Source organism: Dechloromonas sp. CZR5, from assembly GCF_008711155.1.
GTDB lineage: Bacteria > Pseudomonadota > Gammaproteobacteria > Burkholderiales > Rhodocyclaceae > Azonexus.
The window spans coordinates 116044-129430 of sequence record NZ_VUYQ01000008.1; the positions used below are offsets into that span (position 1 = coordinate 116044).

Annotated in this window: 20 protein-coding genes; 12 read left to right on the forward strand and 8 right to left on the reverse strand. The window is 64.3% G+C overall.

Annotation, left to right across the window (positions count from 1 at the left end; translation table 11 throughout):
• Window positions 1–501 precede the first annotated feature (501 nt).
• Complete coding sequence (locus tag F1002_RS21060; RefSeq protein WP_191090465.1) at window positions 502–678, forward strand: hypothetical protein; 177 nt, start codon at window positions 502–504, stop codon at window positions 676–678.
• 2 nt (window positions 679–680) lie between these two features.
• Window positions 681–905, forward strand: a complete 225-nt coding sequence (locus F1002_RS17915) for a hypothetical protein (protein ID WP_150430409.1) — start codon at window positions 681–683, stop codon at window positions 903–905.
• Here the strand turns inward: F1002_RS17915 and F1002_RS17920 are convergent.
• The gene (locus tag F1002_RS17920) at window positions 876–1106 is read right to left on the reverse strand and encodes a hypothetical protein (protein WP_150430410.1); all 231 of its coding nucleotides are present in this window, start codon (window positions 1104–1106) and stop codon (window positions 876–878) included. The genes F1002_RS17915 and F1002_RS17920 overlap by 30 nt on opposite strands.
• A 128-nt stretch (window positions 1107–1234) precedes the next feature.
• Here F1002_RS17920 and F1002_RS17925 point away from each other — a divergent pair, with 128 nt between their 5' ends.
• The 3 genes from F1002_RS17925 (at window position 1235) to F1002_RS17935 (ending at window position 3062) form a co-directional block, all read left to right on the forward strand.
• The gene (locus F1002_RS17925) at window positions 1235–1750 is read left to right on the forward strand and encodes a hypothetical protein (protein ID WP_150430411.1); all 516 of its coding nucleotides are present in this window, start codon (window positions 1235–1237) and stop codon (window positions 1748–1750) included.
• A gap of 285 nt (window positions 1751–2035) precedes the next feature.
• Window positions 2036–2278 carry a hypothetical protein gene (locus F1002_RS17930; protein ID WP_150430412.1) on the forward strand — a complete coding sequence of 81 codons (243 nt, stop codon included), beginning with the start codon at window positions 2036–2038 and terminating at the stop codon, window positions 2276–2278.
• Between the two features lie 112 nt (window positions 2279–2390).
• Window positions 2391–3062, forward strand: a complete 672-nt coding sequence (locus F1002_RS17935; RefSeq protein ID WP_150430413.1) for a hypothetical protein — start codon at window positions 2391–2393, stop codon at window positions 3060–3062.
• 81 nt (window positions 3063–3143) lie between these two features.
• On the opposite strand, the gene F1002_RS17940 is transcribed toward F1002_RS17935, so the two are convergent.
• Window positions 3144–3359: a hypothetical protein gene (locus F1002_RS17940; RefSeq protein ID WP_150430414.1), complete on the reverse strand. Its 216-nt coding sequence runs from the start codon at window positions 3357–3359 to the stop codon at window positions 3144–3146.
• Between the two features lie 458 nt (window positions 3360–3817).
• Here F1002_RS17940 and F1002_RS17945 point away from each other — a divergent pair, with 458 nt between their 5' ends.
• The 3 genes from F1002_RS17945 (at window position 3818) to F1002_RS17955 (ending at window position 5310) form a co-directional block, all read left to right on the forward strand.
• Window positions 3818–4399: a RadC family protein gene (locus F1002_RS17945; RefSeq protein ID WP_150430415.1), complete on the forward strand. Its 582-nt coding sequence runs from the start codon at window positions 3818–3820 to the stop codon at window positions 4397–4399.
• Between the two features lie 273 nt (window positions 4400–4672).
• The gene (locus F1002_RS17950; RefSeq protein WP_150430416.1) at window positions 4673–4981 is read left to right on the forward strand and encodes a hypothetical protein; all 309 of its coding nucleotides are present in this window, start codon (window positions 4673–4675) and stop codon (window positions 4979–4981) included.
• Window positions 4978–5310 carry a hypothetical protein gene (locus F1002_RS17955; protein ID WP_150430417.1) on the forward strand — a complete coding sequence of 111 codons (333 nt, stop codon included), beginning with the start codon at window positions 4978–4980 and terminating at the stop codon, window positions 5308–5310. Before F1002_RS17950 ends, F1002_RS17955 begins: the two co-directional genes overlap by 4 nt.
• Before the next feature lie 61 nt (window positions 5311–5371).
• Here the strand turns inward: F1002_RS17955 and F1002_RS17960 are convergent, their stop codons facing one another.
• Both F1002_RS17960 and F1002_RS17965 read right to left on the reverse strand, forming a co-directional pair.
• Entirely contained in the window at window positions 5372–5968 is a 597-nt protein-coding gene (locus tag F1002_RS17960; RefSeq protein ID WP_150430418.1) for a uracil-DNA glycosylase family protein, read from the reverse strand.
• A 481-nt stretch (window positions 5969–6449) separates the two neighbouring features.
• The gene (locus F1002_RS17965) at window positions 6450–7718 is read right to left on the reverse strand and encodes an IS4 family transposase (RefSeq protein ID WP_150430419.1); all 1269 of its coding nucleotides are present in this window, start codon (window positions 7716–7718) and stop codon (window positions 6450–6452) included.
• Between the two features lie 681 nt (window positions 7719–8399).
• Between F1002_RS17965 and F1002_RS17970 the strand changes: the two genes are divergently transcribed.
• From F1002_RS17970 to F1002_RS17985, 4 genes are all read left to right on the forward strand, one after another.
• Window positions 8400–8966, forward strand: a complete 567-nt coding sequence (locus F1002_RS17970) for a hypothetical protein (RefSeq protein WP_150430420.1) — start codon at window positions 8400–8402, stop codon at window positions 8964–8966.
• Between the two features lie 98 nt (window positions 8967–9064).
• Window positions 9065–10507 carry a DDE-type integrase/transposase/recombinase gene (locus F1002_RS17975; protein ID WP_150430421.1) on the forward strand — a complete coding sequence of 481 codons (1443 nt, stop codon included), beginning with the start codon at window positions 9065–9067 and terminating at the stop codon, window positions 10505–10507.
• Window positions 10504–11094, forward strand: a complete 591-nt coding sequence (locus F1002_RS17980; protein WP_150430422.1) for a hypothetical protein — start codon at window positions 10504–10506, stop codon at window positions 11092–11094. Before F1002_RS17975 ends, F1002_RS17980 begins: the two co-directional genes overlap by 4 nt.
• An 18-nt stretch (window positions 11095–11112) precedes the next feature.
• Complete coding sequence (locus F1002_RS17985; RefSeq protein ID WP_150430423.1) at window positions 11113–11337, forward strand: hypothetical protein; 225 nt, start codon at window positions 11113–11115, stop codon at window positions 11335–11337.
• A 122-nt stretch (window positions 11338–11459) separates the two neighbouring features.
• On the opposite strand, the gene F1002_RS17990 is transcribed toward F1002_RS17985, so the two are convergent.
• The 4 genes from F1002_RS17990 to F1002_RS18005 form a co-directional block, all read right to left on the reverse strand.
• Entirely contained in the window at window positions 11460–11894 is a 435-nt protein-coding gene (locus tag F1002_RS17990; protein ID WP_150430424.1) for a hypothetical protein, read from the reverse strand.
• Between the two features lie 55 nt (window positions 11895–11949).
• Window positions 11950–12477 (reverse strand): GNAT family N-acetyltransferase, encoded by a 528-nt coding sequence (locus F1002_RS17995; RefSeq protein WP_150430425.1) that lies wholly within the window; start codon window positions 12475–12477, stop codon window positions 11950–11952.
• Complete coding sequence (locus F1002_RS18000) at window positions 12474–12752, reverse strand: DUF1778 domain-containing protein (protein WP_150430426.1); 279 nt, start codon at window positions 12750–12752, stop codon at window positions 12474–12476. The genes F1002_RS17995 and F1002_RS18000 overlap by 4 nt, the downstream gene beginning before the upstream one ends.
• A 74-nt stretch (window positions 12753–12826) precedes the next feature.
• Window positions 12827–13084 (reverse strand): hypothetical protein, encoded by a 258-nt coding sequence (locus F1002_RS18005; protein ID WP_223879667.1) that lies wholly within the window; start codon window positions 13082–13084, stop codon window positions 12827–12829.
• Window positions 13085–13387 lie beyond the last annotated feature (303 nt).

Sequence of the window (13387 nt, forward strand, 5' to 3'; positions counted from 1 at the left end):
GCATCCGATGACCGGCGAGGCGCACTATAAGCACGACCCCCACTTCACCAAGACCCACCAAATTCCCAACGCTTGCGTGTGGCAACCCTGCTTGCAGACTTGAGCCAAAGGTAAAACCAGCGCGATACTGCAAGGGCTTTCTGCGGACATCGCGTCTGCACAGCCTTCATCGGCGGCCTCGGTCGCCCTGAAGTCCAGCCCAGCTGGCGTCGCAGTCGTTACCTGCCTCAAGGATACCCGGCGTCGATCGGGTCCGGCCACGTCCATGGCCGTGTGTCTTGTTCAGCCACCCGGCTGAATGTTGAGTACTGCCGCGCGACCTACGGGTCGATCGGCATCGAGCGAAGGCCCCGTTCGCAAGAACCGTGGGCCTTCATCCTGCACGTGCCGCCTGGCACGTCGCCGAGCCGCTCTGCCGTCCACGGCTGAGCATCCCGAACGGGGAACCCCAAGTTCCTCCTCAGGGATGGGTGTTCCCTTTCATTCCTGAAGGAGAACACCATGTTCGCAATCCCTGTAACGAGAGAGTCGCGCCCGGTCGCCGTGCTGCTGGGAGGCTCCGGACATGCCCGGACGCCTGCTGTTCGCACGCCCGCCGTGCCGGCGTTGCTGAAGCTGCAGCCCAACGCCCCTTGGCGTTCCGGCTGCGCTTCCGAGTACCGCGCGTCAGGAGGCTGATCATGCCGATCAGCCTCTACCGCCGGCGCATTGCCGCCACTGTGATCCAACTGGCCAAGGACGATCCGTCTCTGGTCAAGGAGGTGATCGCCCGCTTGCGAGAGTCGGGTGAGATCGAAGCCGACGATCTGGTTTACCTGGACCGGATCGCCGACCGCTGGATGAGGATTGCCGAGGACAACGGCAGGCACGCCGCATCAACGTATCCGCGTCAAGCGCGCGGGTAGCGGGATGCCCCTGGCCTTCGCCATTGCCGCAGCGATCTTTTCCAGCAGATCGGGACGTTCATCGTTCAGCGTATCGGCCCATCGGGCCAATGCCTGGTCGATGTCGCCCTGTGTTCGCGCCCCGTCGAAGTCGAGACCGAGTTTTCGGTAGGCCTCGATTTCGTCGGGCGTGAACCGTAGTGCATTGCCTGCACGCAGCATGGTGTGGGCACCTCTTGACCTGTGAGCGTTCAGCTTAGCAGCGCCGCATGTCCGTGCAACCCCGGGGAGTCCACCGCCTCCCCGACCAGGGACAGGTGTTCCCTCTATTCGTCTTTGGAGAAAACATCATGTCCCTTGAGAAACCCCGTCCTCGCCCCCGGCGCTCCGGTATCGAGTCCGAGGAAGAGCGTGCCTGGGTCGGCTTCTACCAACGCGTCAGCCGTGATCCGGCCATCGCGACCGAAGTCATGACCCAACTCGAGTCCGATCCCGAAATGAAGCGTACCCATCTGGCGTTGTTCCTGTGCTGCAAGGAATCCTTGCGCAGGCACAAGGCCCGCCAGGCGCGCAACAAGCGGATCGGTCAGTTCGTCCGCTGGCTGTGCCACGGCCTGTTCGTCCGGCCGCTGCGCAGTCTGCAGAAGGGTCTGCGTCACGGCAGCGACATCGCCGTCGAATGCCTGCCCGAAGTGGTCAAGGAGCCGGCCGTGGCCCAAGTGCGCCGCCTGGCTCGGGAAACCGAGTTCACGACGGCACACACGGCCTTCGAGCAACAGGCGGCCCAGTCTGCGCCCGACCCGTTACCCGCATCCACTGAAGCCCAGGCCTCGCCCAGCGCAAAAACAACGCGCTCGGCCGCCTGACCCGAGAAGCGCCAGGCCATCACCGGCCCGGCCTGTGATGTGGCGGCACCAGCCGTTGCATCCGGATCGACGAACGCCCACGCCCGCTGCTCACCCAGCGGCGCGTGCGGTGCTCGCCCCGATCCCCGCACACCCCATCGAGTGCCCGTGAACGCCGGCAAGGCGACTTCACGGCGCGCCCACACCCGCCCGCTACGCCGTCTGCGCGCGTCGGGCCAAACCCCGCCCGCCGATCTGCTCCTGGCATGCCGGCCCCATTTTTCTAGCAATGAAAGGAAGCCTTTGATGATCACTATCACCGCCATCCTGAACGCCATCGAAGCGCACGCTGAGCGCGCCATCGTCCCAGAGCTTCGCCTCATCAAGAAGGAGGTCGAGAAACTGCGCCCATCCCTCTACCCGGATGACCAGGAGCACGCCGACGCCCTGCTGCTGAAGCTGGACCGCCTGCTGTCCGACCAGGTCGTCGTCGCCACCGAGGCCGGCGCCTTGGCGCAAGGATTCCAGGCAGTGGCGCAGGCGGCCTGAGCCGCAGCGGCACCACCGGCCAGCTGACCTTCGGCCTGCCGGATAGGCAACAACCCCGTGGGGCTCACGCCCGACGGGGTGGGGTTCCACGACATTTCGAAAGGAACCCGAGATGAACAAGGTGACTATCAATGCGGCACAGCAGCACTACGTGATCGATTGCGGCGAGGGCTATACCTGCCTCGGTTTCGCCAACGCCCGGGATCACGCCAACCAGATCGCCTGCAGGCTGCGCCGTGCCGACCTGGCGTTTACGGATGAGGACTACGCGACCCTCACCGGCTACGAAAAGTACGGCCGAGCCGTCCAGGCCTGGGGCCAGTCCCCGCTGACACGCACGACCTACTTCGATCCCGGCACCGATGCCAAGGCCGGCAAGGTCCTGGAATCCTGCCGCACCCGCGAACGGAAGGTCCGCCTGATCCTGGGCGATGCGAGCACCGGCGAACCCTGGCTGGAGGAACACGATGTCGTCGGCCGGATCGGCCGCTCGGCGGGGAGTTTGAAGATCCCCTTGCTGATCGAGCCGGGTGAGCATGGCGGCTGCGCCATTCTGTGCGCCTGCCTCCTTGCCATCGTGGATTGGGAATCGGGCGACTTCCTGTATCGCCATGCCGCCTACCGCGAAGCCGACTTGAGCATCAAGCCTTCGGGCGACGCCGACCGGTCCTGGAACGTTCTGCGGCGCGAAGAAGTCGTCGCCAGTTTCCGGGACATCGGCAAGGCCGGCGCCTACCTCGCCTTCATGCGCGGCGCGACGATCGAGCCGCGTGTCTTCCAGTGACTTTGATGGCAGTACCCAATGGAGCGACGTCTCCCTGGCAGCAACGCTGGGGAGGCGGTCGCCCGCAGAAAACCAACCGTGCTATGCCGCCTGGCGGCACTGGGCGTATTCGCGGTCGATGAGCCAATGCAGGAACTGGGTGTCCTTGGAGACACCCCAGTAGTGCGCCTTGCATCGGGCGATGTAGGCGTCCAGGTCGTCGAGCGTGCGGATGTCCACCGGCTCGATGTCGGTGATCTTCCGGAAGCGCTCGACCTCCCGGCGAGTGAGTCGAATCTGCGAGCCGAGGCGGATCATGGTCGTTCTACGTGAAGGGTTGAGTCTTCATCTTGATCAAATTTTTCAGGCTTGTCGCGGGTCTTACGGCGGTCACGCAAAAAATTTATGCAGTACCAATAGGCTGACATCCAGGTCACACTGGAGTGCAAGTAGGCCCTTTTGACCAAGCTGGCGGCACCTCCGCCGAAAGCGATCGGCACGCCCTCATCACCAACGCCATTCCCAAGCCCGTCGGATTCCGGCCGCTTGAACGTTGCGTCCTCCGCATCCCCTTGAATCTACCCTACTGATGCCGGAAACTGACCAAGCTTATATGCATTCCATCGTGGAATGTAGTCCGGCCCCGAGCCGGCGTCGCAGTCGATACCTGCCTCATTCATCGTGCCGACCCAGGTCCGCACATTCATCCCAAGCGGGGACCTTGTCCCGTTTGGGATTGGCGCTCCCGCTTTTCTTGTTTACTCGAGGAGAACGCCATGAATCTATCTGCCTTGTCCCGCGCCGATCTGGTCCGCGAATTACTCTCGCCCCTGGTTTGCGCGTCGAGTACCAACCCTTTGCACGTCAGCGATGCCGTGGCGCAAATGGGCATGCTCGGCACCACCGATACCGTTCTCGCCCATCGCCTGGGCATTGCCCGCGAACTGCTGCTGCGCGATCTGCATGCGCAGATGCGCAGCGGCCCGCTAATGACCTCGCCGCAAGTCCTGCGCGATTGGCTGCGGCTGTATTGCGCTGGCCTTGAGCATGAGGTGTTCCTGGCGCTCTACCTGGACGCCCAGCATCGCCTGATCGAAGCCGAGGAGTTGTTCCGGGGAACCCTGACCCAAACGTCCGTCTATCCCCGGGAAGTGGTCAAGGGAGCGCTCGCCCGTAACGCCTCGGCGCTGGCCGTTGCGCACAACCATCCCTCGGGGGAAGTCGAGCCCTCGCGGGCCGATGAGCTGCTGACACAAAACCTGAAGCACGCGCTGAGCCTGGTGGATGTGCGGGTGATCGACCATTTCGTCGTCGCCGGCGACACCGTTGTGTCGTTTGCCGAACGCGGGCTGGTGTAACGCCATGCGCCGCCTGCCAACCGCGTCGCGTCCGATGCTCAAAGGGCTGCCCACCTCATCGGGTCGGGCTGCCTTTTCGGTCGCATGAGGAGATCATCATGTCGACGAGAATCCCGCCTCATTGTCCTGTTTGCACGGGCGACGGCGTGCCGTTGGGTACGCTGGGCCGCCTGCGCTGGTTCCGTTGTCGCGACTGCGGCATGAACTTCAGTCGTCAGACTGGCACGCGCCCCAAGACCAAGTCGACGTCGCATCAAGAGGAAGGAGAACCGCATGGAAACACCCGCTGTGGCAAGCTTGCAAGCGCAGGCTGAACCCCTGGCCTCGTTATCGATCTCGCATCTGAGTTCAAGCACCCGCCTGAAACTGGCCGATGACGAATTGTCAGTCAACGCCTACCCGACCGACTGCGGCGGCCTCGTCTACGTCGGCGCACCCTGTTACAGGGTGCCAACGGAAGCCGACTTGGCTGTAATTTTCGAGGTCGCGGAGCAAGCCGGCATCGTCTGGCTGAAGTTCGATAGCGAGGCGGCCGTGATCGATGGGCTTCCAGTCTTCGATATGTCGGGGCCCGAAGCATGAGTCGGCATCACATCCGGCTCTCACACTGCGGCGGCACAATCGTGGTCGTGGCCGGATACGACCGGCCGTTGCGCCAGCTGTTCCTGCAGGTGCTACGCGGCGAGGACGGCAGGCTCACGTGTGAGGACGATATTCTCTACGATAGCCTGCATGAGCCGGCCCTCGACTGGGGGGTGATCAGCACGCTGACCGACAAACTCCTCATGCTCGACATCACGGTGCCGCAAAGTCTGATCGAAGCGGTATACCTGGATCAGTGCTTCACCACAGGCAACCGCGTGGTTCGACACCATGCCGACCGGCCGCCGGAAGTGCTGATGACCGGCTAAGCGCTTCCGCCGCAAGGTAGTCCCATCTCCCCGCAGGGCGTCGTGCCGACAGGCCGACGCCCTATTTTTCATTGGCGCATTTGCATGTCTCATCGGGCCCAATTGCCTCGACAAGATCACGCATCGCTGCCACTGCCTGTGCGGCCGTGCATGGCGTGCCGGGGAGGGGGAAGGCAAACACTCGCGTACCGAAGTGTGCCTCGAGATCTGGGTTGAACCCGTAAGCGGACCTCTTTCGCACACCGAAGCGGCGCCGGAGCACTTCGTCGAGAACCCGTTTGTAGACGAACACAATCACAGACGGACGATGCACACGGGTCAGCTCCAGTATGCGATCCATACCGGCGACATACTCAGCTGGCGAAGGCTCGTTTCCGTAAGCTCTCGGAACCTTGACGATGTCCGTAATTCCGAAACCATAATTGAACAGGGATTCGTCTTCGAACTCAGTGGTGGACTTGAAGAGGCCGTACTCCCGCAAGCGGTTCCAGAATGCCCTGCCCTGAGTGCCCTGAAAGTAGTGACCTACGGCGACACTCTTTGGCGCTGGCGTCTTGGCGACGAATAGCACCTTCAATCCGGGCATCTCAGGGAGGATGTCGCGAAGTGTCTGAACCTCGCACCCATCGACGGTCACTGTCGTGCAGTAATCGGCCATCGTGTGCCTACAGTCGCGTATCACCGGCCGGGCAGCAGCAAACGAGGCACCGCTGTCGATCAGTTTGGTGCGAGCGCCTGTTGATTTGTGATGCCCACGGCATCAATCACTCCTTGTCAACCGGGACGGCGACATGTCCGCCGCCAAGATCAACGCCTCCACCCGATGCTTCATTGCTTTCCACGGTTACCGCACCGGGCGGAATCTCGTCGACCTTCAATAGGATCAGATCGCCCTGTTGGTAGTAAACCCTATCCGGTATAGGAATAACCTTATTGCCCTCTTTGCTATCCCCAAGTAGATCGCAGCGGACGAAGCGCGACAACGCCAGTAGAGCGAGCGGTCCGCCGTAGTGGCGCCAATCGAAGGGGTGTCCGTCAAGGTCTGTGCAGTCAAGTTGGATTATGTCCGGAATCGCGAATCGCTTTCCACGACAGTCCTGATCGATCCGCCAGATAGGATTAAAGGCAATGCCGTTTAGTTAAGCGACTGCCTTGTAGGCAAAGGGATAGCCGCGCTGCAGTGGCCTGGGTTCGCGCGGATAGCTGCGCTCGGGTCGCACCGCTTCGGGCTCGGAACTGAGGCGCCGCAGAATCATCGCGACGAGCGTGACGGTCGCACGCCCGAGCAGCAGGCGCGGCAGCCATCGGCGCACCTGCGCGAGCGCATAGTGTCGGTTGGTCTGGTAGCGATGCTCGCGATGCGCACAGCGCTTGTCGATGCGGCGATCGGCCTCGAGGACGAACAGATTGGTCAGATTCATCAGGAGCACGCGGGCATGGAAATCCTGTTCGACCGCAAGAGCGCTCTTGCCGGAGAAGTTCTCGGCGGTGAGCCGGCACTTCAACTGCTTGTAGCCTTCCTCGACGGCCCAGCGGCGCGCGTAGAGGTCGCCGAATAGATGCAGCGGATAGCGCTCGGCGTCACACAGCGACGTGACCAGGTACTCCTGCTCGCCGGTGGCCAGCCGCACCCGCACGATGCGCAGGCGCAGGCTCGCACACTCGACGCCGAACTCGCCGCACACGCGGCGCGCCCGCTCGGTCAGATGCGCCACGTAGCACAGCTCGCGGGTGTCGTTCACCAACAGGTCGAAGGCCCGCGACCACAGGCCCGCATCGATGCGCGCGCAAGAGTGCGCCCCGCGCGAGCGCACCAGCGCGAACAGCCACAGTGCCGGATAGCCACGGTCGAACAGCATCATATCGCCCGCGCCCATCGCATCGAGCTGCTGCGCGAACAACGCTCGCTCGCCCTGTTTCCACGGCGCCAGCGCAGCGCTGACGACCATGCGGTTCAGTACATCGAAGGCGAACGACACCCGCGCGAGCGGCCGCAGCCCGCGCTCGTGGCGCAAGCCACCAAACGCCTTGGCCAGTTCTGCAAAGGCCTGCAGACGCAGGCTCGAACCATCGACGGCGAGCAGCCGATGTCCCATCCAGCGCGCAAGCCGCCCGCCCTGTTCGGCGTGCCGCACGATCGACGCGTTGAGCGCGATGAGCGCCGACGGCTTCAGTTTCGCGCGTGCCTGCGTGAGCGCGCCCTTGGTGACGGCGCTCTGCCTGCCGCCGGAAAGATCGTCGAGCAGGCGCTGGAGCGCCTGCCGCATGGAACTCTGAAAGTTGAGCAGCAGCCAGGTCACCACGGTCGCGAAGGGCAGCGCGCGCTGCCGGGTAAAGTCCTGCGGGCGTTGGCGGTGGGCATCGATGAAGTCGCGATCAGTGAGCGTACGGCGCAACAGATCGGTCAAACTGGCATAGAACTTGCAAGGACGTTCTCATGATTTATCCTTGTTTATCAGTGCATTACGTGCAGCATTATACCATCCGGCATGAAGTTGCAGGCGCGCTCGGGCCGATCGGCGGGCTAAACTAAACGGCATTGGGATTAAAGGGGCTATGGGAAAACGCATTTCGGACCATACGCGCAATCTGGTAAGCGCTAATGATATGCGGATCGCTATGTGACTTCGGGTCGTGGACTGAAGCCCGGATCGCTTCAAGGGCCGCCGACGCCATCAGGAAAGTCGCGCTTCGCTGGAGGTTCCAAGCTGCAACATCGGCTTCGTCCTTGGAAAGGGCAACCTCCGAGTAGTTCACGGTGTGCCTTCCGTGCGACCACTGTATCGGAAGATCAAGCGGCTGGTGGCCCACGGTCACCGCAAGTCGCACCGCGGTAGCGAGACGGAACTGGACCTCAGCAGACCGAAGATGCGTCAGATAAGTTTCGCGTGTGTCCATTGGTCTCTGACGTCTGCGGTCAAGGCCCGCCGGTTTCGAGGTGGCTGAATGAGTACGGTCACCGATCTTGATGGCAATCGGCGGGGGATTGGTCAAGCAGCGCGATGGTGAGGGGGTGATCCCCCTCGGGGAACTTGAACAAACGAACCCTTCGGGGGAGTCTCCGGTTACCAAGCCAAGAGACCGTTCAAGTGTGCCATGTCCTGCTGCAAGACCCGAACTTTTTTCACTTACTCCTACGCATCGACGAAGAACTGGCGCGTGAGGCGCGCGCCGGCGGTTGTGCCTGCGGCGGTGTTCTGCACCGCGCCAACTATCCGAGGAAACCCCGGGGCTGCCCGAGCGCGGTGCGCTCGGACTTCGCCGCGCGCTTATCCTTCTGCTGTGCCGCTTGCCGCAAGCGCACGACGTCGCGGTCGGTGCGTTTCCTGGGCCGACGCGTCTATCTGGCGCTGGCGGTGGTGCTGGGTTCTGCCCGGCATGCCGGGCAGAACCCAGCGGCGGCGCGGCTCGCCGGCACGCTGGCGGTGCCGGTGCGCACCCTGCAGCGCTGGCGCGCGTGGTGGCGCGAGCAGTTTCCGCGGACCGCGCTGTGGCAGGCGCGGGGCGCGCACTTTCTGCCTCCGGTAGCGATCGAGCGCTGCCCGGCCAGTCTGCTCGAACGCTTTGCCGGCGATGCCGCGCCGCAGCTCTTGCGCCTGCTGGTCTTTCTGACCCCGCTCACGGTTGCTGCGGTCACGTTGCATGGGGGACGCTAATCGCCCGCAGAAGATGCGGATAGCCAGCGCCGACGAGGGCTCCTAGCCTTCCCTCCCGGTTGTGGCGCCGTCGGCGCCGCCGCACAGGGAGACCCTTCTTGAGTACCGTTTCCGATCCACCCCAGCGTGATCGCTGGGCGCGCCTGCGCTTCTCAATCATCGGCCCCTTGCTCGCCGCGCCGCCGGCGCCGGGGGAACTCGCTGCGGCCTTGACCGCGCTGGCCGCCAAACCCTGGCGGCATCCGGTGTCCGGCCTCGCGATCTGCTTTGCCGTCTCGACGCTCGAGCGCTGGTATTACACGGCCCGCGCCGCCGCCGATCCGGTCGCCGCCTTGCGTAACCGCCTGCGCGGCGACCTTGGCCGCTTCCCGAGCCTCGCGCCGGCGGCCATCGACCGGCTGACGACCCAGTATCGCGAGCATCCGGGCTGGACCATGCAGCTGCATTTCGACAACCTCCGGGCGGCCCTCGAAGGCTCCGACACGCCGCTGCCCTCGTATCCGACCGTGCGGCGCTTCCTCAAGGCGCAGGGAATGTTCCGCCAGCCGCGCCCGAAACGCGCCAGCGACGGCGCGCGGCTCGCCCGCGACCGCCTCGATCAGCTGGAGGTCAGGAGCTTCGAGGTCGACCACGTCGCGGCCCTCTGGCACCTCGATTTCCACCACGCCGCGCGCAAGGTCCTCACGCGCGCCGGCACCTGGGTCAAGCCGATCCTGCTCGGCGTCCTCGACGACCGCTCGCGCCTGGTCTGCCACCTGCAGTGGTACCTCGACGAGACCGCCGAGAGTCTCGTCCATGGCCTGTCGCAGGCGTTCATGAAGCGCGGCCTGCCGCGCGCGCTGATGACCGACAACGGCGCCGCGATGCTCGCCGAGGAGACGGTCGCCGGGCTGGCCCAGCTGGGCATCGTGCATCAGACGACGCTGCCGTATTCGCCCTACCAGAACGCCAAGCAGGAGTCGTTCTGGGCCCGCGTCGAAGGCCGCCTGATGGCGATGCTCGAAGGCGAGGCGTCACTGACCCTCGAGCTCCTCAACCAGGCGACGCAGGCCTGGGTCGAGCAGGAGTACCACCGGACGCGCCACGCCGAGCTCGACGCGACGCCGCTGGCGCGCTATCTCGCCGGGCCGAGCGTGCAGCGCAAGTGCCCGGACACGGCGACCCTCGCGGGCGCATTCCGCGTCGAGGTGGCGCGCCGGCAGCGCCGCTCCGACGGCACCGTCAGCCTCGAAGGCACGCGCTTCGAGATCCCCGCCCGCTATCGTCAGCTGGCCGTTGTGCATTTGCGCTATGCCCGCTGGGACCTCGCCCGGGTCGATCTGGTCGATCCGCGGTCCGGCGCCGTGCTCGCGCCCGTCCAGCCGCTCGACAAGTCCGCCAACGCCGACGGCCAGCGTCGGCGCCTGACCCCGGTGGCGACCAACCTCGCGCCGCTGCCGCCTTCGGGCATCGCGCCGCTCCTGCGCCAGTTGCTCGCCGACTACGCCGCCACCGGCCTGCCGCCAGCGTATCTGCCCACCCCCGACCAGGAAATCGCATGAACCAGAAACTCCTCGCCCTCTACGGGCTCAAGTGGAATCCCTTCTCCCCCGAGGTACCGACCGAGGCGATCTATGTGCCGCCGCGGGTCGAGAACTTCTGCTGGCGGATCGAGCACGCCCAGATCAAGGAAGGCGGCTTCGCGATGATCCACGGCGACCCGGGCACCGGCAAGAGCGTCGCCTTGCGCCTCCTGGCCAGCGCGCGCTTCGATTCGCAACCCCTCCTGTGCATCGTGCTCGCCGGCGATGCGCGCCTCTCCGAGAAACTCCGCCGCGAGGAGTTGATCCCGCTCGGCTCGCGCATCCGCACGCGGCTCGCCACCGAGCATGCCAGTCGCGACGAGTTGCTCGCCTGCCTCGATCATCTGACCGCCGGCGCCGGCAACGCCGCCTTGATGACGCCGTCGCTTAAGGCCACGCTCTGCGATCACGCGGCCGGCAATTACCGCATCCTGACCACGCTCGCCGCCGAGCTCCTCGCCGCGGCGGCGCAGCGCGAGTCGCCCCAACTCGACGAGAAGCTCTACCTCGAGGTCTTTGCTCCGCCCGAACGGCCCGCGTCCCGCCGCCCCGCGGCAGGCCGTTGATCGCCGACGGTGCCGACCATGCGACCCGATTCAAGCCCCGTCGAGATTCACTTGCCGCCGATCTCCGACGAAGCCGTCGTCGAAATCCACGACTTCCTCTACGACTTCCTCTACGACTTCCTTCACCTCTTCGAGGCCCATTACGGCGCCCAGATCCATCGCTTCTACGCCGATCGCTCCTTCGACAGCCTGGCACCGCCAGAGCCGCAACCCCGGCCACCGGACGACGATCCGCCGTTCTGATGCAGGCCCTCAAGACAACAACGCCGTCGGGATTCCTCTCCGACGGCGTTTCCCTTGGCCTCCGTTCCCCCGGCGACCATCGCCGTCCGCGAACATCGGAACATCAAATCAGGTGACCACGCTCAGCTGAATCGAGGCGACCGGAAAATCTCCTGCGAGGCTGGGTATGCCGCCACGTACGCGGCATGCTCTTCGGCCGCCCAAGGCACGAACACGACGTCGGTCACGCCGCTACAGGCGATGATCCTGGTCAGCTTCCCGGGGTTCATGAAGGCGGCCAGCACCGGTCCTTCGAGCTTGCGAAGTTGGATCTTCTCGGTCAGCAGCTGGATCGTGATGCCTTTGAGATCCAGCTTGTTGTCCCGGTCCAGCACCCGGATCGCGTCTTCGCCGAACACGCTACGGATGGCACCATCCAAGTTGTTCTTGGTATGCACGGCCAGCCCCATCGTCGAACAGCCTCGTGCCTGCAACAAGGCACCGCAGTATTGAAAGGCCGCCCGCAAGGCGTCTTCGTCAGGCCCAATGGAACGGGTGTGGAAACGCTCGATCATCATCTGATGTATTCTCATGGAATTTATTCGAATCACCCACGGGAAGTCGGTGACTTGGTCATAGACGCCCAGCCGCCTTCAGGGCAGCCTCGATGGTGATGAGCGGCAGCACCAGCGACCGAGGCGCATCCAGCAGCGGCAGCGCGCCGTAGGCCGCGTACCAGCCAGCCACCCGTTCGTTTTTGGCGTCGATCAGGAGGGCGACGCCGCCGACCTCGGCGGCAACCAGGAGGCAGCGGCGTCCAGCGGCCAACAGGAGTTGCCCTCCCAAGCCATAGCCCTGCACCGTCCGATCCACGGCCAAGCGCCCCAGCCGGAATACCGGTACGTCGTAGCGGGCCAGCCCCTTCTTGACCAGCGCAGGCGTGCGCGCATAGTCGATGGAAGCCGGGCTGAGACTGTAGAAACCCAGGACACGTTTGCCGTCATCGACGGGTGTGGCAACGAAGGTTTTCGCGCCCCCTTTCTCGTGGCTCTGGCGCGCATGGCGCCGCAGGAAGTCGTTCAGTTCCACCTCGCCACAATCGAAGGATTCGCGGTCGTGCGCCTTCGAGATCGGCGCTTCGCGCCAATCCGGCAGACTCATGCGCCCTTGGGCAGGCGGCGCGCCGCCGCCAGGAGCTTGGCATTGGACGCCGGCGGGTTTTCCAGCGCCTCCAGCACCCGCAGGCTGTCGCGCTCGGACAGTGTCAGGTGCTCGGCCTGTTCGATGACCTTGCGGGCCGCATCCAAGGCATGGCGCAGGATGAAATCGGTCATGTCGGTGTGCTCGAGCGCCACCGCGCGCATCAGCGTCGCCTTGTCGTCCGGGCGAACGCGCAGGGCAAGTCGGCTGTTGTCTTCAACGATCGCACGGGGCATGTTGGGCTCCTTATGTGTACGCCTTCAAATGGTACATGTGAAAAGCGGGCGCCGCAACCACGTACGTATTCGATTCATACTGCCAAGCGAGACCCTGCCGGGGCTTTGCACCATTCCCCGTGTGCATCCAGATCGATGACCGCATCCGCCATGGCGGTCAGTTCCGGTGTCTGGGACACAAAAAACTCCCGCTGATACCCACCCAGCCGCAGCACCTCCCGCTTCATCGCCAAGAACATGCGCTTGCGCTCGGGGTCCAGCGGCCCATCGGCCTCGTCCGAGAACAGCGTACCGTAACGCCGCCCCGTGTGCTGGGCGAGGTACAGCGCCACCGCCCGAATCAGGCACTCGTTGACCCACTATGCCGCGAACCGGGTTATGCCGAGTAGCCTTCGACGGCGAGGTTTCCGCGCCAGTGGACGCGGACCGACGTCGTGCCGTGATGGTCGGCATAAAACGCGCGTCAGTGCCCCTGATCTGTCGGCAGCACACCATGCGCATTCAATAACCCCCTCGCAGAACGGTAGGGCGACGGAATATTTTTGACGTTGCCGAACAGGACTTGAAGACGAAAAAGTCCGTGATAGCCTGAACTGAACCTTTCTTAAGGACACCTCATGCGACCTCTCAGACTG